Annotated in this window: 15 protein-coding genes; 7 read left to right on the forward strand and 8 right to left on the reverse strand. The window is 44.1% G+C overall.

Translation table 11 applies throughout. The annotated features are described in order from the left end of the window. Nucleotides 1-129 precede the first annotated feature (129 nt). Complete coding sequence (locus tag ABS362_RS01660) at nucleotides 130-378, forward strand: hypothetical protein (protein WP_350410411.1); 249 nt, start codon at nucleotides 130-132, stop codon at nucleotides 376-378. Between the two features lie 61 nt (nucleotides 379-439). Here ABS362_RS01660 and ABS362_RS01665 read toward each other — a convergent pair whose 3' ends face one another. From ABS362_RS01665 to pnuC, 8 genes are all read right to left on the reverse strand, one after another. Next, nucleotides 440-1315, reverse strand: a complete 876-nt coding sequence (locus tag ABS362_RS01665; protein WP_350410413.1) for an aldose 1-epimerase family protein — start codon at nucleotides 1313-1315, stop codon at nucleotides 440-442. A gap of 10 nt (nucleotides 1316-1325) precedes the next feature. Beyond that, nucleotides 1326-1850, reverse strand: a complete 525-nt coding sequence (locus ABS362_RS01670; protein WP_350410415.1) for an AAA family ATPase — start codon at nucleotides 1848-1850, stop codon at nucleotides 1326-1328. A 116-nt stretch (nucleotides 1851-1966) separates the two neighbouring features. Further along, nucleotides 1967-5980 carry a T9SS type A sorting domain-containing protein gene (locus ABS362_RS01675; RefSeq protein WP_350410417.1) on the reverse strand — a complete coding sequence of 1338 codons (4014 nt, stop codon included), beginning with the start codon at nucleotides 5978-5980 and terminating at the stop codon, nucleotides 1967-1969. A 748-nt stretch (nucleotides 5981-6728) separates the two neighbouring features. Further along, nucleotides 6729-9611: an Ig-like domain-containing protein gene (locus ABS362_RS01680; RefSeq protein ID WP_350410419.1), complete on the reverse strand. Its 2883-nt coding sequence runs from the start codon at nucleotides 9609-9611 to the stop codon at nucleotides 6729-6731. 1344 nt (nucleotides 9612-10955) lie between these two features. After that, nucleotides 10956-12779 carry a T9SS type A sorting domain-containing protein gene (locus ABS362_RS01685; protein WP_350410421.1) on the reverse strand — a complete coding sequence of 608 codons (1824 nt, stop codon included), beginning with the start codon at nucleotides 12777-12779 and terminating at the stop codon, nucleotides 10956-10958. Between the two features lie 766 nt (nucleotides 12780-13545). Continuing rightward, the gene (locus ABS362_RS01690) at nucleotides 13546-16281 is read right to left on the reverse strand and encodes a T9SS type A sorting domain-containing protein (protein WP_350410422.1); all 2736 of its coding nucleotides are present in this window, start codon (nucleotides 16279-16281) and stop codon (nucleotides 13546-13548) included. Nucleotides 16282-16848: 567 nt separating this feature from the next. Further along, nucleotides 16849-17025: a hypothetical protein gene (locus tag ABS362_RS01695; RefSeq protein WP_350410424.1), complete on the reverse strand. Its 177-nt coding sequence runs from the start codon at nucleotides 17023-17025 to the stop codon at nucleotides 16849-16851. Nucleotides 17026-17175: 150 nt separating this feature from the next. After that, nucleotides 17176-17880, reverse strand: coding sequence for a nicotinamide riboside transporter PnuC (gene pnuC, locus ABS362_RS01700; RefSeq protein ID WP_350410425.1), 705 nt, complete (start codon nucleotides 17878-17880; stop codon nucleotides 17176-17178). A gap of 107 nt (nucleotides 17881-17987) precedes the next feature. On the opposite strand from pnuC, the gene ABS362_RS01705 reads away from it, so the two are divergent. From ABS362_RS01705 to ABS362_RS01730, 6 genes are all read left to right on the forward strand, one after another. Further along, nucleotides 17988-18305 (forward strand): rhodanese-like domain-containing protein, encoded by a 318-nt coding sequence (locus ABS362_RS01705; protein ID WP_350410426.1) that lies wholly within the window; start codon nucleotides 17988-17990, stop codon nucleotides 18303-18305. 343 nt (nucleotides 18306-18648) lie between these two features. Further along, nucleotides 18649-20118, forward strand: a complete 1470-nt coding sequence (gene guaB / locus ABS362_RS01710; protein ID WP_350410428.1) for an IMP dehydrogenase — start codon at nucleotides 18649-18651, stop codon at nucleotides 20116-20118. Nucleotides 20119-20330: 212 nt separating this feature from the next. Then, the gene (locus ABS362_RS01715) at nucleotides 20331-22394 is read left to right on the forward strand and encodes a GAF domain-containing SpoIIE family protein phosphatase (RefSeq protein ID WP_350410430.1); all 2064 of its coding nucleotides are present in this window, start codon (nucleotides 20331-20333) and stop codon (nucleotides 22392-22394) included. Nucleotides 22395-22413: 19 nt separating this feature from the next. After that, nucleotides 22414-22752: an STAS domain-containing protein gene (locus ABS362_RS01720; RefSeq protein WP_350410432.1), complete on the forward strand. Its 339-nt coding sequence runs from the start codon at nucleotides 22414-22416 to the stop codon at nucleotides 22750-22752. Beyond that, nucleotides 22745-23155, forward strand: a complete 411-nt coding sequence (locus ABS362_RS01725; RefSeq protein WP_350410434.1) for an ATP-binding protein — start codon at nucleotides 22745-22747, stop codon at nucleotides 23153-23155. The genes ABS362_RS01720 and ABS362_RS01725 overlap by 8 nt, the downstream gene beginning before the upstream one ends. Before the next feature lie 158 nt (nucleotides 23156-23313). After that, a complete protein-coding gene (locus tag ABS362_RS01730; protein WP_350410436.1) occupies nucleotides 23314-25626 on the forward strand; it encodes a peptidylprolyl isomerase in 2313 nt (770 codons plus the stop codon). Nucleotides 25627-25934: the final 308 nt, after the last annotated feature.

Below are 25934 nucleotides of genomic sequence, written 5' to 3' on the forward strand. Positions count from 1 at the left end.
ATAGACAAACCCTAACACCTAAAGTACGTTTTAAAAGAAACAGGCACATTTTCCTGCATCTGACCTTAACTACAGCCAAATCAAGAAGATATGCCAGCTGAACAGAAAATAATTTAAGTCGAAAACGTGATGATGATCAGCTTACTGTATACTTTAGCTTTGCTTACTATACTGGCTTACTACGCCTTTTCGCCACGTACAAAGTTCAATCACCCGCCATCATCAGACAGCGATGACGACGGAGGAGAACCATTAGGCGACGGCCTGCCAGATCTGGATCTTCCGCCTGGAATATCGCTGCCGGTAAATGATTTTGAACCAAGATATGACTTCAGAACCATAACATTACCGAAGCTTCCGGAACCGTCTTTACATTAAGATGTAAAACAAAAAGCCCTGCCAATGTATAGTTGGCAGGGCTTTTTGTTTATAGTTCAGTCTATAGAATAGTAATGGTGAAGGTGCGCTCGAACGCTTGTTTAGGCCTTAATTCCTGTATGCCTTCTTTTTCCTCCAACTCCCCGCTCTCTCCTACCCGGCCTGCAATGCCACACCAGGGCTCTATGCACACAAACTGCGATGGCCCCGGCTTCGCCCACACACCCAGATAAGGAAATCCCTGAAACTCTATTTCTATTGATCGTGGGTTGGTAATGCTCGAGAGAGTTACTTTTTCAGAATTCAGGTTTTTAAAGACCAGGGCATCTTTCTCAAAGTAGTCATGGTTAAGATGAAGTACGCGCTCCTGCTGCAATACACGTTCGGTATCGCCGTTCTGCAGGCCCTTCGCGTTTAATAAGTGACGGCTCAGGGTTTCTTCCTGCTCAAACTCCAGGTAATAATCGGTATAGTTCTCGTTCGGGTAAAAAGGCACATTAAAGCCCGGGTGACCACCAACTGAAAAGTACATGGTATGCACATCGTCGCAGCGCACCAGGTACGTTACCGATAATTTGTTCCACTCCAGTATATAGGCAACCAGCAGCGTAAACTTGAACGGGTATTGCGCCAGCGTTTCATCGTCGTGGGTAAGTTCAAATACCAGTTTATCGTGATGTTCATCTACCAGTTTAAACTCTTTGTGGCGCGCAAAGCCGTGGCGTAACATCGGGTAGGTTTTGCCCTGGTACTTATACATGGCATCCGGCAATTCGCCAACTATAGGAAACAGGTTCGGGGCATGGCTTGCCCACACATTCGGGTCGGCCTGCCAGATAAACTCGAGTTGCTCATCTAATTTTATAAAGTGCTGCAGTTCGGCGCCAAGGCTCTCTACACCCACTTTATAGTTTTCGTTCTGTAAGAAATATAGCATGTATGTCTTTTTATAGTTTGTGCTGCTTCAAAAGCGCATCTATGTGTTGGGTTGCATTCCGGAAACGCTCCTGCTGCTGCCCGCCGACCTCGGCAAATGGCACCTGCAAGGCTTCCAGTTCACGTTTATACCAGTCGTAAAAGTATTGCCGGAGGTGCGGATGCTCGCGCTGCGGATCAGGCTCCCACGGCAAATCAACGCCCATCAGCAGGTAAAGGTTGTAGTCCTGATGCTGTAATTTATCAACTATAAAATCGGGGCACCGGCCAAAGGCATGTTCGCTCCAGATCTTCAGCACCAGCAGGTCGGTATCGGATATAAGTATAGTTGCGGCTATAGTTTGCATTTGCTCTTCTAACTGCAGTTGCCCGCGGGCTATCGCTTCAATATCATCTATAGTATACTCCCGACCAAGGTTACCAATATATGTGCGAGCATATTCAGGTACCCAAACCGTTTGGTAATGGCCAGCCAGCTGCTCTGATAAAGTAGATTTGCCCGTAGACTCCGGTCCTGTAATTGCGATCTTCAGCATAAAGCAAAGTACGCTAAAAAAATGCAGCCGCTTATAGTTACTGACCCAACTATAAAAAAACTGCCCTGCAGCCAGAAGCTACAGGGCAGTTTAAGGTGTTCTATAGTTTAGCTAAACTACTTTTTGTTGATTAGTTTAACCGACTTTTTAATTCCGGTTTTGCCTATGATGTTGGCAATATACATACCGTTTGGCAGGTCGCTTGCATCAACTTCAACAGTAACCCGCTCTCCTGCTCTGGCTTTACCGGATGTAAGTTCACGTATCATTCTGCCTTTTGCGTCGAACAGCTGAATAATATAGTCCTGAGACTCGGTTGCTGTAAACTCAATGGTAGTACGATCAGAGAACGGCATTGGGAAGGCTGAGGCCTGGATTTCGTTGGTTGGCTCAACAGTTTCACAAGGTGCTTCAGCTTCAGTTTCAACACAGAACTTGATGTCGTCTATAGCACCTGAACCGGCCAGCATATGGTGCTCGTTAAAGCCATCCAGTATCACGCGCATGTACATTACACCTTTCGTGTTGCCCAGATCCACTACCTGCTGGCTCATGTTGCCCAGGCTCTGTATCTGCACTTTATACAGCTCGTTGCCTTTGCCATCGTACAGGTAAATCCATGAGTTGTTCTCATACAGATCAAAGTCGAGCGCTTTCAGGGATGTCATAGTTACCGGACCGATCTCAGAGAAATCCAGTGTCATTTCACCGCCCCAAGCGTTGTCGTTCGGCTCAGGGTTCATATCCTGGTTAATGATCAGCACATGGCCCCAATCCGGCGTCCAAAGATCAAGGTCATCTCCGGTCGGATTTCCGGTATCGAATATGGAAGCATGGTTCTCCTGGGCATAAGTGCCATCCACGTTGCGTTTATAGTTGAAAATGTTCACAACGCCAGCTCCTGTGCTTGCAGAAGAAATAAACCCTGTCTCGTTCTCCTCGAAGTTCATTGTGTAGCATACAACCTCCGGCTGCGGCACCACTGGCTGCGGATGTACAGTTACCGTGGCACTGGCCCTACAACCATTTTCAGGGTTCATAACCGTTAAGGTATACTCGCCGGCCATATTTACTGTAGGATTCTGTGCAGTAGAACTATAGCCTTCCGGACCAGTCCAAGTATAGGTAGCGCCCGCTGTAGTAGATGCACCCATCAGTTGTAATGTACCAGTTTCGCAGCTAAGCGTACCGCCTTGCGCACTGATGTTTGGTAAGGCTTTGTCCTCGGTTACTACAACTTCGTCAGTACTAACACAACCAGTGTAAATATTAGTCACTCTTAGTGTATACACACCAGGCTTATCAACTATTGCAGTTCTCCCCACGGAAATAGTAGTCCCATCAGCACTACTCCACAAATAACCTGCAGGACTGGAGTCGGTTGAACCTTCAAGTGTTACTGAAGTCGTTGTACAGGTTAATACTTTATCTGGACCTGCATTTACGACTGGCAAATTATCCCCATCAGTAATTGTGATTGTTGCCGATGTCGTGCATCCATTTCGCGGGTTTGTTACGGTTAAAGTGTAATCCCCAGCCACCGTAGCTGTAAAGCTTTGTTCAGTAGTGGTAAACTCATTTGGACCTGTCCATAAAAAAGTTGCACCTTCCGTCGATGAATAACTCCTAAAACTTATGTCAGAATTGGTACAGGTGAGTATTGGTTTTTCATCTGTAGTAACACTTATATGAGGTATCTCTTTATCCTCAGTTACTACTACTTCGTCTGAAGTTTCACAACCACCTCTGCTGTCTCTTACAGTTAATGTGTAAGTACCAGCCTTGTCAACTATAGGAGTTAAGGTATGACCACCTGAAACGATGTTACCGCCATTACTTGCAACCCAGGTATAGCTTGCCCATCCCTCGAAATGCGTTGATGAGCCTTCTAACATGACAGTTGATTGAGTACAAGTTAACACCTTATCTGGTCCTGCACTTGCATTCGGATAAACAGGGGCATACACTACTATGGAAGCAGTTGCCGAACAGCCATTCTGGGTATTGGTCGCCGTCAGAACATAAGTTCCTGCTACTGATACTTCTATACGCTGTGCAGATGATGTAAACCCATTCGGGCCTGTCCAACTCAATGTAACATAAGCCGGATTTAACTCACCATTCACTCTTGCAGCGGCAGTTAAGGTAATAGTCGGAACATTACAGGTGAGGAGGGTCGTCGTCTGACCGTTAGTACCAATCGATACTTCCGGCAGATCATCATTAACTGTTACCTCCACCTCATCAGTCGCGGTACAACCAGTTGCTGTGTTAGTTACAGTAAGCGTATAGATACCAGCGTTACTTACCGTTGGAGTAGCCTCTGCAGACATAAAATCTCCCGGTCCCGTCCATGAGTAAGTCACCCCTGCTGTAGTAGAAGAACCGTCAAGTATTACAGATTTGGTTGTGCAGGTAAGTTGCTTATCGGCTCCAGCATTTACATTAGGAAGTGGGTTAGCAGTAATATTTATAGTTCCGGTAGTGCTGGTGCAGTTACCTGTACCCGTTGCTACTATATAGTAACCGGTGCCGACTGTTACGCCTGTCCAAACCAAAGCTTCAGTAGTCCCTGACTTTGCTGTCTGTACGGCTACACCAGCAGATGTGTAAAGCTGGTAGTTCACTCCTGATTCAGAATCTGCCAGCGTGATAGTGCCCAGCGCAGCTGATCCGGCGCAATAACCTGTTGCCGATAACCCGAACACTGCTGGCGTAGGGTTTATAGTTAACGTGATCTGGGTGCCGCTGCTTACACAGTTGGTTCCGCTGTTACGCACATAAATGGTACCTGTATAAGTAGTTCCAGCTAAGTTGCCTGGTATAGCAATTGTAAACGGACTTGCAGGTAAAGCTGTGTAGGCAACATCTACCAATCCGGCCATGTTAGCCGCTGCATTCCAGTCGATGCTGTATTGGTCTGGTGTCCCTGAAACACTGGCATAGCTTACAGAAGCAGAAGTAGCTCCCTGGCAAACTGCACCAATGGCCGGTGTATTTATTTCCGGGTTGATACAAACGAAGTTACCGAAGTCTTTACCTGTGTGTACCGGTGCAGCCGCAGTAACAACTATAGAATAATAGTTTGGGTTAACCGGCTCTGTTTGCGTATAAGTTGCTTGTTGCACCTCGCGCACAATGTACGGGTCGTTATCAATATCACTTCTGTCGGCATCCGGAATTACTGAGAAACTATAAGTTCCATCGGCAGCGGTAAGCTCCCATGGCTCACCTTCTTCCCAGGTTCCGTTGTTATTCAGGTCAAGGTAAATCTTCCAGCCTGCTAAGGTAGGTTCGCCGGCATCCTGGTTGCCGTTATTGTTCAGGTCGCTGTATTTTAAACCGCTTATAGTTCCTCGTATTATGGCAGACGGCGCTAACTGTATAGATAAAGCACCACCTCCGAAAACAGCATCATTAACGGTTGTCTGCAACGAGCCGCCTGTCCAGGCAGATGCACCATCCGTTTCGCCCATTCCCTGGTCCGGCACCTGTCCCGGCTCCGCAATGTAAAGCCCAAAGTAGATCTCAGCTATACCTGTAGTGGTAGTGGTACCTGTGTAGATCCAGGTGATGGTAACGGTCTGGTCTTTTGTACTGCTGCCAGCAGGTATTGAGCGTGATACTGAAACGATATCTGCATCAACAGTATAGAAAACGCCCTCCATACCCGCACCTGTAAAAGTAGCATCTGCGGTTGGAGTAAGCCCCGAGGCATTAGGCAATAGGCCCGGAGACCGGCTGATGTTGTACGTGGTCATGTGTGCAAAACCTCCGGAGTTGGTATTACTCTGGAAGTAATTCATGTTCACGTCCATGGTATAGGTCTGGCCATTAACCAGTGGCGTAGATTGTGAAGCTTCTACTACATAAACATGCGGTATTACTTCTCCTTCAAAATAGTCTGACTTCTGCGCACTTAGTATATCGCCGTTCCATTCTGCATCTACATCGGCCCAGTGCTGGTAATTTTTGGATACGTTACCGGTAGGTTCGGCTTTTATGTTTTTGCCAGCCTCAGCCTGCAGGGTAAAAGGCACAGCCAGTATACAGAGTATGAGCCAGACCTTTTGCAGATGTTCTTTTAATGTATGTCCCTTCGGACACGATTGATTGTCGAATTTCTTCATCGGTAATTGTTTATCATAGTTTTTAAAACAGTTATTCATTTATCACTCCTCAGTCAGGAGCAGGGTGCTGCAGCCAGGCATAAGCGCCTGTAGTTACCTGCTGTGTTGTATAGTTTAGAATAAGTGTTCCCTATGGGGGCCGATGTGCCTGTTTGACAAAGGAGTGCATCTCCTTCTGACAGATGTAGAGGTTTGTCATAGTTAATTGTTTTGGTTGCGATTCAGCCTATTGATCAGCTTCAGTAAGCACACAGGAGAGCTTGTGGCAACATGACCTGATGCCGGAACAGAATAAAAGAAAGATGCAAGCTGAGGAGATCAACCCATGAATAGATTTTTACCATGCTGTTATAGTTAACAAATGAGTAATTACCCGCAGCAAAACAGCTGTGGGGCCTATCAGGGTATAGGTATAGTGTGTAGAGGAACAGCTATATATAGTACAGCCTTAATGCTAAAGCCGGACTATAAAGTAGAGTACGTAAATAATGGTGCTATATCTTTATTTTTTTGCACTAAAATAAACAAATAGATAGCATTATATAGTATAGGTATATATATAGTCAGTTAAACGACTTAAAAACTTAGTGAGAAGACACTGGGTGATGGCTATGTGCTTTTGCATGAGTAGAGAACTATAGTTGATGGTAATCACCAGTTATAAATAGCTACTATAAAAACAAGGCAGGGTGCCTGGAAAGATTCCAGGCACCCTGCCTTGTTTTTATAAACAGCTCCTTACTGTTTGTTATTCACGTTTAAGCAACAGTTTCACTGATCTGGCTCCGGAGTCGCTGATCATACGGGCAATGTAAAGACCTTCGCCTAAACCTTTACCGTTTACTTCAACCTGCTGCAGCTCTCCGGCTTTCGCTGAACCTGCTTTCAGTTGTTTCACAAGCGATCCTTTCATGTCATACAGGTTCACCACGTAATCCTCATCCGCTGCCATTCTGAACTCAACGATCGCTCTGTCTGAGAACGGTGTTGGGTAAGCAGTGATTTGATCAGTAGTGGTCTCGATACCTTTCAGACCATTTGTTTTAGATGTAGTGGCCAAAGGTGCTCTTCCCAACGGACAACCCATTTCGTTGGCTGCTGACAGGTTGTTATGAGCTGTCGACCAGTTACCAGAAGTAAATGCTGTCTTAACCATCGTTCTGATTTGAGCTGCGGTATACTTATAGTTTACATCAGCGCAAGAGTTCAGAATAGCTGCTGCTGCATGACGGGCCAAAGCATAGAATTTACCACCATTCAGGTTAAGTGCCTGAAGTAATGTTAAGTTAGTAGGCAGGCCTCTGAGCGTCATCTGAGCAGAAGTTAAACCAAGAGCAGTCGAGAACAGCGTAGCATTAGTTCCTGTAGGCACATAGTTGCAACCCCAGTTTCCAAAGTGTTGAGACTGTTTCCAGTAACCAGGAGTACATCCTTCAAGCATTTCGCAAGGCACAAATAACGGTACCACAGAGCCACTTCCACTACAAGTTCTGCTATCTGTAACAATTACACTATAGGTACCTGCCACAGTAGCGTTAAAGCTGGCAACGTTTCCAGGATCTACAGCACCCATAGGTACGGTCCAGTCATACATGTAACCAGTTCCAGAGCCACCGCTAGGGGTTGCAGTTATAGTTACAGTAGGCACATTATTGATACAAGTTGATGTACCAGCAGAAACCATAACTGTAGGATTCTGGTAGATAGTTACAGTTCTGGTATCAACTGCTGCTTGGCAAGGACCGGCACCATCAGGATCAGCACTGGTAAGTTGTAAAGTAATAACTCCGTAGTAGTTAGCTGCCACTGTCAGGCTGCCACTTGCATAAGTATTGTTACTCAGCACATTTCCTGCATTGGCCGGAACAGAAGACAAGATTGTCCAGGTACCAGTTGAAGCGCCACCGGTTATACTAGCTCCGGTTAAAGCAATTGCCTGTGAAGTTGCAGATTGACATCTGGTAATAGGGTTACCTGCATCTACGACAGCAGCTGGTCCTATTGTCACAGTTCTGGTATCTGTATCGGCTACGCAAGGTCCTGCACCATCCGGATCGGCACTTGTCAGTGTCAGGTTTATGACACCAGTATAGTTTGCTGCAATGGTTAAACTTCCGCTTGCTACTGTATTATTGGTTAAGGTAACCCCAGCAGCTGGTGTAGCAGAAGTAATTGACCAGGTTCCGGTTGTAGCGCCACCTGTAACACTTGCACCGGTAAGTGCTATTATTTGCTCAGATGTAGATTGACAACGAGTTATGTTACCTCCCGCCTCTGCTATAACTGCCTGGTTAATGGTAATGATTCTGTCATCAGTAGCAGCAATACAATCACCTGCAGGGTCATTGGTTGTTAGTCGTAAAGTAACTGTACCGTAGAAGTTAGCTGCCGGAGTATAAGTTACAGTAGCCGGGCTAGCAGTTTGGGCAGTGCTGCTTAGTGTACCGCCACCTGAAATAATAGACCAAGCTCCGGTTGTAGCACCGCCGCCTACACTGGCTCCGGCAAGAGTAATAGCTGATGGACTGCCAGACTGACATGCATAAAGCTGTGCCCCAGCCTCAGCTGTTGCCGCTGTTCCAATGTTAATAGTTCTCTCATCATAAACAGCCGGACATGCGCCATCAGGATTGTTGGTAGTAAGCCTTAAAACAACTGGACCACTATAGTTAGCTGCTGGTGTATAAGTTACAGTTTCTGGATTAGCAGTTTGGGCAGTGCTGCTCAACGTACCGCCACCTGAAATAATAGACCATGCACCGGTTGTAGCCCCGCCGCCAACATCGGCTCCGGATAAAGTTATAGCTGATGGTGTAGCTGACTGACAAGCAGTAAGGTCACCTCCGGCATCTGCTGTGGCAGGAGTTCTAATGATAGCTACAATTTCAGTGCGGGAGCTTTCGCAACCGTTTGCCGAAGTAGCGCTTACCCAGAATGATTTAGTTGCAGTTAAATTCCCAGTATTATAAGTTGGCCCTTCAGGAGTAAGTGCGGTGCCGCCTGAGGCAACGTCATACCATTTATAGGTTACACCATTTAGTGGACTTTCTACTGCAAGGGTAACACTACCAGGGCCGCATCTGTCAACGTCAACACCACCAGGGATGCCTGATGGAGTTATATCCACATCTACAACTATTTGATCAGTATCAGAGCACCCTGATGAAAGATTTGTTTTGGTAACTGTATAAGTTGTGGGTTCTGTTGGATTAGCTATTGGGTTACTGATATTAGTAGCGCTTAAGCCCGCAGCTGGTACCCATGAATAAGTAAACGCTGCATCCGAGGCTTCTCCTATCTGCTTACCAGAAGCGTTAGTTGTACAGGTTTTTGTAAAATCTTCTCCGGCATAAGCTGTAACAGCTGCGTTATTAACAGTTACTGTTACCTGGTCGGTATCAGAGCAGTTATCTGCTGTTCTTGTCTTAGTAACAGTATAAGTTGTTGTTGTGCTTGGATTAGCAGTTGGATTACTAACGTTTGCAGCGCTTAAACCAGTAGTAGGAGTCCATGAATACGTAAATCCTGTTTGAGGTGCCTCGCCTATTTGTTTACCGTTTGGATTATCTATACAGGTTATAGAAAAGTCAGGGCCGGCTGCTGCTACAACTGGTGTTCTAATTGGCAGCACAGGTATAGCATCGCATTTTGGAGCAATCTTATCAGGATTTTCGGTTATTGCGGGACATTGATTGGCTGCAATATCAGATGCAGGGGTCCAGGCTCCATAAAAGTTTTGGATTTCTACTTGGTTGCCACAATTATAGGTAATTGGAATACTTATAAGGGTTTGAATTGTACCACCAGGAAAACCATCATCATTACAGTCACTTATTTGAGTGCTGCTTATAACATTCCCATTTGCATCCTTAATTACCAGAGTACCCCAATAGGCATATGCTGTCCTATCAGATTCGGTCGTATTTTCAATTCTAAATGTCAAATTTGACGTTAGAGGCTCTCCAGGTGTACAAGTTATACAACCTGTACCGCTTAATGAAGCACTGAGTACTCTAAGATCATTTGAGTTACAGTCATCTGGATCTGGAAGATTGGGTGTTTGCGCATTGGCATTAGCTGAAAAAGCAAAAATAGCTACCACTACCATAGCAAAACGCCATAATAACTGCAGCTGCTCCGACAGAACGTTACCTGCTCTGCTCGTGTAATTAAAATTGTTTTTCATAAGTAAAAAGTTTTCATAGTATTTGTTATAAATATTCAGGCAGTAATGCTCTCTATATTCCAGAGCTATAGTTTGAGGTTCTTATTCTTGTGTAAAAGGAAGTTAAAAGGTTTATACAGTCAGCTTTACAAGAAATAGCTTATCTTGTATATCAGGGAGGTTTCTTAAAAATTAAGACAATAGGGTAGCTATTGCCTTTTTTGTAGAGGCAAAGTATTTTCATAATTGAAACTATAAATAAGATGTTAGTGCTCCGTTTAGTTGATACAAGAGCAGAAAGAACTATACCAGATCTTTAAAAATACATCAGGTTAAATTTTGCACTGATACACACCACCATCATAAAAAGCTGATCAAGAAAATAACCAGCTATTATATTCAACCCTGCCTGGAAGTTTATCCAAAGACAGTAGTAGGAGTCGTGCCAGGTAGAGGTAGCACCTTTGATCGGAGTGAACTAAATACAGTTACATAACTCACACATATTTTAACGGTTAAAAGATATTTTTGTACTATATGAATTATAGTTTATAGTATAGCTAAACTATAGCTTGGGGAACAGACCTATAGCAGGGGCAAACGCAATTGACAAAGTACAATATTAACATCTTATATTTTTATTAATGATTTCCTTACTGTTTCTTACTCACGGGTTTTAGCAACAGTTTCATTGATCTGTTCCAAAGTCGCTGATCATGCGGGCCTTGTAGAGGCCTTCGCTTAAACCCAAAAAAGAAGAGCCGGAAGTTATGAACTCCCGGCTCTTCTTTACTTTATGGTTTAAAAATTCTATTCTTTTTTCAACAGTTTTACAGTACGTGAGCCCATACCATCTACTACGCGTATAAAGTACATACCTTCAGGCAGGTTTCTGCCATCCACTTCTATACTTTGCAATTGACCAGCTTTTGCTTTACCAGCTTTTAATTCTTTGATCAGCTTGCCTTTACTATCATACAGGTTGATAGCATAATTACCACTTCGCTCTGATTTGAATTCTATATTGGCTCTGTCTCGGAAAGGAACCGGGTAGGCTGTAATGTCTCTCTCTTTCTCTCCAGTAATACCTTTTAAAGAGCTTGAAGACTCAGATTGTAGTGAAGTTGTACCGCTTGTTGGGCAAGCTGTCAATCCGCAAGAGCCTAGTGAAGGAGTTGTACAAGTTCTTGTAGTATAGTTAGTACAATCAGTTGCTGCTGAAGTACAGCTTGTACCGATTCTTCTCACTCTTATACTGAATTGTGCACCAGCAGCAATACTACCAAAAATAGGGCTTGTTTGCCATGCGCCAGTGCTGCCGTTCTGGTATTCATAGATAGGATCACCAGTTGATGGATTGAGAGGACATGTTACAGTAACACTACCGTATGGTGTTGTACCACAAATTGATGGTTCAGTAATGGATACAGTTGGCGCTGGAGGTATTGCATTAACTGTAACCAGATCGCAACATTCTACAGCTGTGTGCTGGTCCGCAGTTACAGATACAACAACTTTATAGCAGCCTGTGGCCGCGCCTCCGGTAGGAGCTGTAGCTTTTACACGTGCAGTTGCAGAGTTGCCAGGGTTAGAAATTGTAGCACCGTTCGCATCAACAAATACGGCATCACCAGTCAGAGTCCACGCAAAAACAGATGTTGTTGTAGCACTTGATGTTGCAGTATAGTTCTGTATATCGCCTTCGCAAACAGCTGCATAATCATTTAAGGTACAAGCTCCCTGGCCAATAAGGTTAACGTTTTTGAACGGCACAGTTTGATTACCAATTGAAATGACACCATTTCTTCCTGAAAATGTCGGAACTCTACCTGCAGTTATAGCACCTTGTAAGTTACCAGTAGGGCTGCTAGGTATTAAACAGTAAATCTCCACATCAATACGAATAATTACTGTTTCCCCAGCTTCTAGATCTGTAATAGTAACAGTACCTACAAGTTCGTTATCATCAAATAACTCTCCACTACCAGTAATATGCTCATTAGATAAAGTTGCTATGCTCCCATTTCCATTGCCAGGTGCACCCAAATTAGGATCGTAATCATCATCTATACCTGAATCTGTTCCACCAGGACCATCACCAGCACCATCATCTATTACCCCGTAATTTACACCTACATAAGTAATATCCCCAAGTGCAACACCTGTCTGTCCAGTTGCATCGGCTAGAAATGAGTAATCCAGCTCAATTGTCTGGCTACCAATAGCATCGTCTGCAACTACAATTTCTGTCAGGTAAGTTACCTGGTCTCCACAAGTAAAATCACCACCCTCCAATGATTCAACAACATCATTTTCTTTGCCAATTGTACGGTCATCAAAGGCTCCACCGCCAGTGCTATGATCATAAGTATATGGTGCGGCGGCAACAAAATCTATACTAAAGTCTCCTCCTACAACAATTGTTTTATCAGCTAATTTGCTTTTAGATAATCCCATTGCTTCCCAGAGTATATCACTACTGGTATTTTTAAAGACTGACTTATTTTCTTTTGCCTTAGCGATATTAATGCTATTTGCCATCAATGTTAATGGCAAAACAAACATTAGGATAAGGAGCCATACTTTTTGCAACTGCGTGCAGTATGTAAATAAACTATTGTATTTCTTATACATGGTAAAAACTATCATAGTGTTGTATATAATAAAATTTGATTTTCAAGATTCTCTGGTTTGGTAAAGCTATAGCTGGTTGATAGTGGCTTTATTTCAACAGTATTAATTTAGCCGGACGTAACTTTAAAAACTCGCTGGAAGATTACGGTGGATGTGGAAAATTTTGGGCAAAAGAATAGCTGTTGCCTATTTGGAGTAAGCAGTTTTGTTTCATAAGTAGTATGATTTGTTATAGTTTGTTGCTGCGCTGGGATAAGTGCACAATGAAGAATAGCACGACGTTAAAAGATGTACACTTCTATTATAGCTTATATCCTGATTTAAGTGATTATTTATTCTAAAACAGAACAGCTTAGAGAGGGAGAAAGCTGCGTGATAACCCGACCTGTTCAAGGCCTATCGATGGTGAGAAAGCACGAATAATTTTAAAGCCTTATCTAAAAGATATTTGTAGCTTTAGAAGCAAGCGTTATAAACTATTTACTTGACTAATTTAAAGTACGTATCCTTGATTAATTTGAACTTTAGTTTCAAACAATACCTAGTGAGGTTATTAAAAACCATGGGGAAAAGTAGCTAAGGGCTAGTTAATCAAACCCAGATTGCTATACTTTTCCTCAGTTTTTTATACCAATTATCTTATACCCTACTTTATCCATTTTGCTTTTTATCAATAGGCAAACCTTATCTTGATATCTATTATAAAAAATCAGGCCTGCGACAAAATATATTTGTTGCAGGCCTGACTAGCATTTACTTTTGATATTTACTTTCTTTTTAAAAGTTTAACAGTTTTGGAGCCGGCATCGCTAACTATACGAGCCAGGTACATTCCTTCAGCCAGGTCTCTACCATCCACTTCTATACTTTTTGTTTCACCAGCTTTTACTGTACCAGACTTCAATTCACGAACCAGCTTGCCTTTCATATCATACAGATTGATCACATACTTACCATTTCTTTCCGATTTAAACTCTATAGTTGTTCTATCATAGAAAGGTACAGGGTAAGCAGTTACTTCATCGTCTTTCTGGATTTTGTCTGAGGTCTGTAAAGTTTTAGTTGAGCTAGTATTTAGAGTCGCAGCAGGCGCAGGACAAGCATATTCTCCTGAACGACAACTTTCTACGGTTTCAACAGAAACTATAAACCCGGCACCTGCTGCTATTGAACTGGTAAACGTAAAGGCAGCTGAGGAGGCAGGTGTAAAGGTAGTAACAACTGTTCTATCTCCTGTCATTAAAGTATAAGTAGCACCCGCAATAACTTCATTACCGCTCGGGCTATTTACTTTTACTTTAAATTCTGTTTCATCGCATGCTGGCGGTAAATATTCTGCTGCAGGTGCATTAGGGTTAGCATTTACAGTCAGGGTTAAGTCATCTGTAGCTGAAACGCAACTTGGAGTAGCATTACTGGTAGTTGTAAGTGTCATAACTACGCTATTTGAACCAACTATATCCACAATTGCAACCCATTTTCCTGCATCATCACCAGTGCCAGCGGCTTGGCTAACTATAGTTGCATTAGCACTAGTTTCGCTCCATTGTGGTGTACCGTTAGTGTAAGTGCCTTTTACAGTGAACCTTGTAGTTCCAGATGATGCCTGGCAGAGTTCCTGATCACCTCCAGCTAAAGCCGTTGGGTTTCCATTTACTACTAAAGAGATAGCTGCTCCTGCGCTTTCGCAAGTAGTATTAGTATTTTTCACGTAAATTGTTCCACTATATGTGCCAGCAGATAAAGACCCGGTACCGCTTATAGTAATTGGGCTGGCTGGTAAAGATGTATAAGCAACATCAACTAGTCCGGCAGTGTTGGCATCAGCATTCCAGTCAATACGATACTGATTGGCACCGCCTGTTACACTTGCATAAGTTAGGGAGGCACTGGTAGTACCAGCACATATTGCTCCAATAGCCGGTGTATTTATAGCAGGATTTTCATTTACTGTTAAAGAAATGGCAGTACCGGCACTTTCGCAAGTAGTTGTGCTATTTCGGACGTAGATGGTACCATTGTAGGTAGTAGCAGCTAATGTGCCTGGTATAGTTAAGTTAAATGGACTAGATGGTAAAGCTGCAAAATCAGACATACTTGTTAAACCAGCTGTCACTGCTGCCGCATCCCATACAATTTTGTATTGATTGGCTCCATTGGTAACCCCAGTATAACTGAATGATGCCGTTGTGGCTCCCTGACATACTGCCCCAATAGCAGGTCCTGTTATAGTTGGATTACCATTAACAGCAACTTGTGTACTACATGTTTTTGAAATATAGCCTGTTTTACTAACAGTAACAGTTAGTGTATAAGTACCAGTGCCAGCTATAACACTAACTGATGATGATGTTGCGCCTCCTGTAGCAACCGTCTGTTTAGTTGTTCCACCACCTACAAATGTTGCCCCGTTAGCCGGGTCCAGCTTCCAATCATATGTTGCGTCTGGCACACCTTCAGAAGATGCTGTATGTGAGTTTGTAGTGCCTGCACAGAATGGACCAGCTGCAGGTAAAATACAACCAGCAGGAAAAACTTCAATGGCACCAGATTGTATCTGGTTATCCTGATTACCCAGGCTTATACCATTTAAAGTTTCCAGTTTAAAATGGTAAGGCCCACCACTAATGAATGCAGCGCCTTTACTTGGTCCATGCCATAATGCAGGGTAAGGAGAAGAGTTATCGCTGGTAGACAAATGCCCTCCCATAAGTATTAGTATATTTGGTGAAGCAGATACCCACGTAAGCCTATATTCACCATAAGAGTCACCAAAAAGATCGGGTGCTGAATATCCTATGAATTCTAATACTGCTCCTGTAATTGGATTTCCAGACACACCATATAGTTGCACTCCTCTCTTAGTATCTTTATCTTTTCCATTAAATGCAGGATAGTTATCATTATCATAGCCTTCGAGAATAGATTGCTTTGTTAAATATGTACTCGCCGCAGGCACAGCAGCTACGGCTGAGGTACCATCTCTGAACAAACTCGTAATCATTGCAGCTGTAGCAGGGTTTGGAATACTTGCACCTGCAACTAATCTGAGTCGCTCAGCATCATTATACATATCAAAAGTACTGTTAGTAATCTCAGAACCTGTAATGTTCATGTAGTCTTTCAGAGCCTGGTCAAAACCTGTTACAAAATCATATGCGTTTATACCTCCTTTAGTAGACAGTACTTTAAACAATAATTCATGCGTATTACCAGGTGTAGCTTTAATATTCACAAGCACTATACGCTGTAAAGTACTTGTACCTTCATAGTATTGAGAGTTATTCGGAATTAAAGCACCATTAATCCATTGCTCTTTAGTCGGCTCATTAGCATATTGTGAAAAGGATACTCCAAAAGTTTCTTTGGTCTTTTGTGCGTCAGCATTTGTACTAAAAAGTAAAATGAATGCACTTATCATCATAGCCAACCGCCATGATAACTGTAGCTGCTTCGAGAGAACATATGCTATCCTACTCGTGTAATCGTTAAAATTTCTCATAAGTAAATAACTTTCATATTGTTGTGTATTAAATGATTTACAGAATTGCTCCCTGGCATACTAGAGCGAAGGATTGTTATTGCGGAGATTTGCCATTATAGGCATAGGATAATCTTAACTGCATCAGACACAGTTTAGAGAGAAGTCATGGTGGTTTCTTGAAAATTTGGGCAAAAGGATACCTGTTACCCTTATAGAGGCTAATTAAATTCATTAGAGAGTCCTATTTTAGATAGTTTTGCTACAAAGTGAGTTATGTACAGTAATGCTGTATCCTATAGATTTTAGGTTTTAAGTGAATAAAGTAATGAATCACTAAAGCAGGTAGAGGAGGAAAGCTGCTTTTGTACAATAGCTTAACGCTATACTAAATACCAGTGTGCTGTAGAGGAGAGCACACTCATCTTGCTATAACCACATAAAAAATTGAGTAGCTACCATAACTCTAACGGCAACTACTCAAATTTGTATTAAGCCAATAAATAATTAAAGTAAATAGATGAAATAAGATAGGGAAAACACCTTTATATAGGGCAAGTATATATTAAAATGTTATAACACTAAATATTAGCATTCTGAAAAGCTATAACCATAGAAATTATAGACTTCCACTTGCTTGGGTTTCTTATCGCCGTATTGCCTGTAATAAAGCTGCTTAGGGCTCTCATCCGGAGACTCGTATCCCCATTTCAGCCTGTTTTCATACTTTAGTTCTTCCGGTAATTCTAGTTTACGTTGTTTCATGTTAAGGCACTCTAAGTGGTTAAACATTACTTACAAACCGGGCTTACATTTACAAAACAGCCAGTTACCTTCGTGTACGTAACCCAAAGCACCTCGGATAGTAATAAAACAGTATAAAAAATAACAGAAATAACTAAAATACTAGATGGGTTATGCGGCAACTATAGTTTGCTCCCTGGCCAGCCTGGCTCTGCGTTGCCATTCTACCAGCCCCCAGAAGGCCATCAGCAAAAGTATAAAGTAAAACACGGAGGTAAATACCAGGCCTTTTGCAAAATACAAAGGTATAGAGGCAACGTTAGTACCGATCCACCAATACCAGCTTTCCACTTTTTTACGTGCCATCAGCCACATACCTGTGTAAGCGGTAGCACTGGCAAAGGCATCGCCCCATGGTATCACGCCCGGGTAAAAAGCCTCTTTCAGGTAAACCAGGCTAAAGTAAATTACCACATACAGCACCGCGAAGAAGGCAAGCTGCCACGCCCACATTTTAGGAGTTGAGAAAGTGATATGCAGTACATGTTCGTGCTGCTTATTGCGCCTTGCCCAAAGGTACCAGCCATACAAACTCAGCACGCTATAGTATATGTTCACGCTGGCCTCCCCTATCAGGTGGTATTTAAAGCTAAGGTATACATAAATAGTGGTACTGATAAGGCCGATCGGGTAAACCAGGATATCTTCTTTGCGCGAGTACCAAACACTAACTATACCTGCTATTACAGCTACATACTCTAACAACGATGTCTGGATCATACCACTCACAAACTGCTCCCAGATCTGGGTAAGGTCAACTATAGCGATCACAGATGGTATGGCAGGTGTAGAAAGAATATCATTTAGAGAAATCATGTACAGAATTTAAAGGCGCAACAGGGTTATAGTTACAATTGGTTGCTAAGTTTGCAAATCGAAACTTAATAGCCAACAAAGCGCTACAACTATAAATTTACTTTACAATGGATGAGATCACGGCACCGGAACTGAAACAGCGCCTGGCCCATGGGCACAAACTGCAATTACTGGATGTAAGAGAGCCTTCTGAGTTTGAGATATGTAACCTGGGTGGCGACCTTATACCACTGGGCGAACTGCCAAAACAAACCGACCGCATCCGCAGGGATATACCTGTAGTTGTTATCTGTCACCACGGCTTCCGGAGCGCACAGGCCATAAACTTCCTGAGTCAGCGCTTTGGTTTCGAGAACCTGCTTAACCTGAAAGGCGGCATCCATGCCTGGGCTACACAGGTAGACCCTGAAATGGCGGTTTATTGATTACTGGACAAACTATAAATTATAGTTGAAGCTATGACCCGCTTAAAAACGGATAACCTAACTATAGTTGCAACCAAACTATAGCCACTCCTGAAACTCCTACTTGCTATAGTTCGGGCAAAACGCCAGTTACAGACTAGCAGCCATGTCTTACCACCTGTCACCGCTGCGCTCAAACGGGCATCATGTATCGTATAGTTTTAGTCCATACTTAAATCGCTTATCGCCAACCGTTACCCTTCACAAAAATCAATGTTCAAATAATTTAAACTATAGTTGCAAATTAATCCGGGATTTTTTTTGTAATTTTACGCGGCAAATAAGGACCCCTAAATTATTTGCCATGCTCTCTGATCAGAACAAAATTGCCTTCGAAGCGCTAACCTACGACGACGTGCTTCTGCTCCCGGCCTACTCCGAGGTGCTACCAAATAACACTGACACATCTTCCTGGCTTACACGGAACATCCGGATAAACGTGCCGCTTATTTCAGCTGCCATGGATACCGTTACCGAAGCTGACCTGGCTATTGCTATGGCACAGGAAGGCGGCATCGGCATCATCCACAAAAACATGTCCATCAAAAAGCAGGCGGCGCAGGTGCGTAAAGTAAAGCGTTCTGAAAGCGGCATGATCCTGGACCCGATCACACTCGAAGAAACTGCTACCCTGGGCGATGCCGTACAGATCATGACAGATCATAAAATAGGCGGTATCCCTATCATTAACTCCCAAGGAAAGCTGACCGGCATTATAACCAACCGTGACCTGCGTTTCGAGAAAGACCTTACCCAACCGGTTATCTCCATCATGACCAGCAAAAACCTGATCACGGCGGAGCGCGGTACAGACCTGGCAAAAGCGGAAGACATTCTGCAGCAATACAAGATCGAAAAACTGCCCGTAGTAGATGAAGAAGGCAAACTGGTTGGCCTGATCACTTACAAAGATATTCTGAAGAAGAAGGACAGACCCTTCGCCTGCAAGGATGAATTTGGTCGTTTGCGTGTTGGTGCTGCCGTAGGTGTTACGCCCGATGTAATTGACCGCGTACAGGCGCTGGTCGAAGCCGGTGTGGATGTGATAAGTGTTGACACCGCCCATGGCCACTCGAAAGGTGTACTGGACGCTGTCAGAAGAATAAAAGACCTTTTCCCGAACGTAGACCTTATAGCAGGAAACATCGCTACAGCTGAAGGCGCCAGGGCCTTAGCAGATGCCGGTGCCGATGCTGTAAAAGTGGGTGTTGGCCCAGGCAGTATCTGTACTACGCGTGTGATTGCTGGTATAGGTGTGCCACAGTTAACAGCTGTTATGGAAGCTGCCAGGGGCCTGGAAGGCACAGGCGTGCCGGTTGTGGCAGATGGTGGTATCAAATTCTCTGGTGATATTGTGAAAGCTTTAGGCGGCGGTGCTAGCACTGTTATGATCGGATCGTTGCTGGCTGGTACCGATGAGGCTCCGGGCGAGATGGTTATTTACGAAGGACGTAAGTATAAGACATACCGCGGAATGGGTTCTGTAGAGGCTATGGAAGAAGGCTCGAAAGACCGTTATTTCCAGGGCAACGAAAAAGATTCGCGCAAACTGGTACCGGAAGGTATAGTTGGCCGGGTAGCTTATAAAGGCTTGGTGAGCGAAGTTATTTACCAGCTGGTGGGCGGCATCAGGGCAGGTATGGGGTATTGCGGTACACCAACTATATCTGATCTGCAGAAAGCGCGTATGGTTAAAATAACCGGAGCCGGCTTACGCGAGAGTCATCCGCATGATGTGCAGATCACAAGCGAGGCCCCAAACTATAGCCGTTAAAATTTAAATGCTTACTTTTATAGTTGGTTGGCTTTAGCAGTATCAAAATAAAGCCAACCAACTATATATTTTATACGTTATGCAGGATGTTTTTCTAAACGCGATAAAACACCTTGTTTAACGAGCGAAAATTTTTCTTACCTTTCATTAAACAAAACACGACAAACAGCCAAAAACAGTTGCTGCCAAAACTTAGCACGGTTTTCCGTTTTATGCTATACAAGACTAACGTAAAATCTTTGTTGGTTACTGCTGCTATAGTTAGCTGGGTACTGCTGTTAGGTAATGTACTGCTGATGGCAGAAAGTGCGCGTCAGCCGGGTGCTATAAAACTGGCCCTCCCCTACATTAACAACCTGCTTATCATTGTCTTTATCCTTTCTGTTTTCTTTTTCCAGCGGTTTAGCGCCAACAACTTAAAGGGCATCGATTTCAGCAGTTATCTCTGGAACCTGTTCTCTAAAGCAGCCATTGCCGCCTACCTCAGCATTGCCTTATACTTTGCCTATAAACTATCTACAGGGTATGCGCGGCTGCAATCGCCGTTGCTGCTGCACATTGTGTACCAGGTAAACTTCGGGTTGCTTGTTTACTTCCTTGCCAAGGCTTTTTATATATGGCGCCAGCTGCTGCTGTATCATAAAAATAAATTCCTGCAGGTTGCCTGGGAGTGGTTCGAGCTGTTGCTCTTCAGTACGCTCATTCTTACGCTGCTTAATTTCAACTATACCAACTACATTTTCCTGCCGCTTTTCGGGTTGTTCGGGTGCTATATTTTGTTTCTGTGCACTAACCTGAAGTGGGTAGCATATCTCTCGTTCAACAAAAAGAGCAGGTCGCTGGTGCTGCTAGGTGCCATACTGGTCAGCTGTTACATTTTCACGAAGTTCTTCCAGGAGTTTGCTGATTCAGAGCAACTGGTTATAGATTATTCTGATGTCGGTTTCCTGGCGCTGGCAATGCTGTTTGTTGGCACCTATACGTTGGCTGCCTTCCTGGTTTCGTTGTTTAGTTTGCCTACATCCAGTGTGTTTGAGCAGAAAAGCGAAGACCTGTTAAATTTCCAGCGTTTAAGCCAGTCTATACAGCAGGGCCAGAACGAGTCGCAGGTGTACAATACCCTTTTCGAGAGTACCATAAAAGCGTCTGATGCTACAGCAGCTTGGTTCGAAATGGTACGCGGCAACAACACGCACGTATCGCATTTACTTAATATCAACAACGACCAGATCGAGCGGATCCGCCATTTGCTGATGGCCTACAACATCCAGAACATCGATTACATTAACAATAACCTTGATCGCAATACCGGCTTCCGTGACCTTTCCTTACCCTGGAAATCGCTTATCATTCTGCCGATCAAATCTAAAAAGCATGTATTTGGCACCTTGTACTTACTCCGCGATATAGAACAGGGCTTCGACCGCGAGACGGTAAATGTGCTCCGTACTTTTACCAGCCAGACTATACTAACTATAGAAAACCTGCGTTTGGTGGCCGAATCGTTACAGAACGAGCGTTACAAGGAAGAGCTTAAGATTGCTACGCAGGTACAGGAAAGTTTAATACCAAAGACCTTCCCTACCGACAGCTGGTTCGAGATCGCGACGCATGCCGTGGCAGCCAAAGAAGTAGGTGGCGACTTTTACGATTTCCTGCAGCTAAGCGAATCCCGGATCGCTATTATTATTGGCGACGTGTCAGGTAAAGGTATTTCGGCAGCGTTTCATATGGCCCAGATGAAAGGTATTTTTCATGGGCTGATGCAGCAGGATATGCCGCCAAGCGAGTTCATGAAACAGGCCAATAGTGCCCTGAGCCGCTGCCTCGAGAAAACTTCTTTTATTACATCTTCGCTATACATCATAGATTACCGCATGCAGGGCTTTATGTTTGCACGTGCCGGCCATTGCCACACGCTATACTATAATGCCATGATGGAAGATGTGTTCTATTTCCAGACAGATGGTCTGGGCCTGGGTATAGTTCGCGACAAAAGTTACAACAACCACGTGCGGGAAATGTATTACGACTATAACCCCGGTGATGTAATGGTAATTTATACCGACGGTATAGTGGAGGCCCGTAATGCGGCAAATGATGAATATGGAGAAGACAGGCTGAAGTATATGCTCACGCAGACCTACCACCTGGAAGCCGAAGATATTAAGTGCGCCATCATCAACGACCTGGAAGATTTTACCGGTCCGGACAACCTATATGACGATCAAACGTTGCTGGTGATTAAGTTTAAACCTGTTCAACCTAAGGCATAATAATAACGTAAAGTAGCCGATGAAAATAACACAAGATATTAAAGACTCTACCGTCATCATGACCCTTGATGGCGAACTCGACGCAAGCTCTTCCGTGATACTGGATGAGGAATTGTCGGATCCGGAAATAATGAAGTACAGCAAAATACTTGTAGACTGCAGAAATCTTAACTATATTTCTTCTGCTGGTCTGGGGGTATTTATTTCGCATCTGCAGCGCTTTGAGGATGCGCAGATAAAGCTCATTTTCTTTAACATGCAGGATAAGGTGCGTAACGTATTCGAGATACTTGGCCTTGACCTCCTCATGACCATCGTAACTAACTACGAGGAAGCCATTACCATAGCTGATGAATAACTCCATCCGGGTAAGCTGTACAAAAAAGAACCTTAAGCTGATACGGGATTTCGTTACGGAATATCTGCAGGGCCTCGCGCTCTCAGATGTACTGACGAACCAGATCGTATTGGCCGTGGATGAGATATGCGCCAACCTCATCATCCACGCCAATAACGAAGATCCATCAAAATACATTTACCTTACCATTACGGAGCCTAAAGATGCCGTTCAGTTTGAGATAACGGATAACGGCGTTGCTTTTAAAAGTAATGATTACAAAGAGCCTGATATTCTGGAGCACGTCCGGATAGGTAAGAAAGGGGGCGTAGGCATTGCGCTTGTGCGGCGCATAATGGATAAAGTTGAGTTTACGACCAAAGGCGACGCCAACGCCTGCCTCCTGTATAAAAAGATAAAATAAGACTGTAACACACACTTTTAACAGTCTTTGTCCGTTATCCGGAACGAAAACCCATGCAATAGGATTATAGTTATGTTTTTTGGCTTATCTGTCAGAAAAAATAATTAAAATTGCATATCTGATATCAATCAGCGAAACAAGTTTTGTTTAAACAACTTATGCGCAGCAATCACCTACTTGTTGCGGTAGCCGCTTTAGCTCTGGCCGGATGTACCGCATCCAACAAGAACAACAGCAAAGAGCCGGCTATCGCTACGCTTGGCTCTCAGCCACTTTCCACTTCCGAGTTTAAATACGTGTATGAGAAAAACAACGGGGGCAACGAAGACGCTTACTCAGAAAAGAGCGTCGAAGACTACCTCGAACTATACACCAACTTTAAACTAAAGGTACTGGAAGCAGAGAGCCGCGGACTGGATACCACCACTGCCTTTAACCGTGAGCTGGAAGGTTACAAAGAACAACTGGCTCTGCCTTACCTTACCGAGAACAGCGTGACCGACAAACTGGTACGCGAAGCTTACGAGCGCTCGAAGCAGGAAATTAACGCATCGCACATACTCATAACCTTAGACCCGGATGCTGCTCCGCAGGATACGCTGGCCGCATACAACAAAGTGATGGCGTTGCGCAAGCGTGCACAGGCCGGCGAAGACTTTGCAAAACTGGCAAAAGAGAATTCGCAGGACCCGTCGGCAGCTGAGAACGGTGGTAACTTAGGTTATTTTACTGCCATGCAGATGGTGTACCCGTTTGAGAATGCTGCTTATAACACAGAAGCGGGTCAGCTATCGATGCCGGTGCGCACCCGCTTTGGCTACCACCTTATAAAAGTGCACAACAAGCGCGCTGCCCGCGGCGAAGTAAAAGTAGCGCACATTATGGTGCGTGCTACACCGGGCATGCCTAAAGCCGACTCGCTGGCAGCCAAGCAACGCATAGATGCTATCTACAAACGTGTGCAGCGAAACGAGAACTGGGACAAACTGACTTCAGAATTTTCGGAAGACGACAATACTGCAGATAATGGTGGTGAACTGCCATGGTTTGGTACAGGCCGTATGATCCCGGCGTTTGAAGAAGCGGCTTTTGCATTACAAAAAGAAGGCGAAATTGCAAAGCCTACCCTAACACCCTATGGCTGGCACATTATAAAACTGATCGAGAAGCGCGGCTTGCCTCCTTACGAAGATATGGAGCAAAACCTGCGTAATAAGGTAGCAAAAGACTCTCGCTCAGAACTGAACAAAGCTGTATTCCTGAAGCGCATACGCCAGGAAAATAATTTTACTGAAGTTGCTGAAGCCAAAACAGCTGCTTTCAGCAAAGCAAACGATGCACTGCTGAAAGGAACCTGGAATTTCGAACAGAATGAGAAAGACAAAACGCAGAAAGCAACCTTGTTTACCATTCAGGGCAAGCCTTACACTGTAGCTGACTTTTATAGTTACGTAGAAGAGAACCAGCGCCCGCGTACCAATGGAACACCTGAATACGCCATGACGCTGCTTTACGACAACTTCGTGAACAAAAGCCTGCTGGACTATGAGCGAGCCAACCTGGAGAACAAGCACACCGATTACCGTATGCTGGTTCGCGAGTATCACGACGGCATTCTGTTGTTCCAGATGATGGATGAAAAGGTTTGGTCGAAAGCAGTAGAGGATTCTGTTGGACTGAAGGCTTATTTTGAAGCAAATAAAGAGAACTATAAGTGGGGCGAACGTGTAGATGCTATAGTTATTAGCGCTGCCAACAAAGACCTGCTTAAAGCTGCGCAAAGCCAATTGGATAAACGTCGTTACGCAGTTAAAACCGCTAAAATTCCGGATATACTGTTCGATAATGGCAAGGCTACACTTACCAAAGAAGGCATAGCCCAACTGAACGAAGTGGCAGAACTGCTTACTGAAATGCCGAACACTAGCCTGGATATAAACGGCCACACAGACTCCCGTGAAGAAGCAGCTGCAAAAGACCTGGCCCAGAAACGTGCGCAGGCAGTTGCAGAATACCTGCAGCAGGAAGGCGTACCAACCGCACAGCTAACTATAAACAGCCTGGGCAAAACCAAACAGGCCGGCCCCGATAAAACTGAAACTGGTCGCCGCCGCAACCGCAGGGTATCGTTCACTTTATATTCATCTGACCTTGGTGCGCTTGCTGATAACCTGAATGCAGGAAACCCGCTAGCTGTACAGATATCCGAAAAGAAATTCCAGAAAGGTGAGAACAAGGCGGTGGATGCTGTGAAGTGGGAACCGGGAACGTACAACACCCAACTTAACGGTCGTGAATACCTGGTGATCATAAACAAAGTATTGCAGCCAGGTTACAAACAACTGAACGAAGTACGTGGAGCAGCCATCTCTGATTACCAGAATTACCTGGAAGAGCAATGGGTAAAACAGCTCCGCGAAAAGTACCCGGTTAATGTTAACAAATCGGAACTGGAAAAGCTGATAAAGTAAAAAGCATCTGCAAAAAAAGCTGCACTTTTATAGTGGAGCTTTTTTTGCTAAAAAAATCTTTAGAGATTGCAGGTTGCAAAACCTGGCTAAAGGTTTCCGCAGAATAAGATCATCCCGGGCTTATGTGCCCCGGTCACAAATAAAGCAAGTATAGCGCCGCAGCAACAAGTGCGCAAAACATCATTATGCATAACCAACCTATAACAACACCCCGAGTATTTTGTGTGGTAGCAGCCATTATCGTGAGTATAATGTCAGCTTTCCAGGCTACGGCGCAGGCTCCTGTGCAACGCCAGGTAGATGGTATC

The organism is Pontibacter populi, from assembly GCF_040278685.1.
Classification (GTDB): domain Bacteria; phylum Bacteroidota; class Bacteroidia; order Cytophagales; family Hymenobacteraceae; genus Pontibacter; species Pontibacter populi.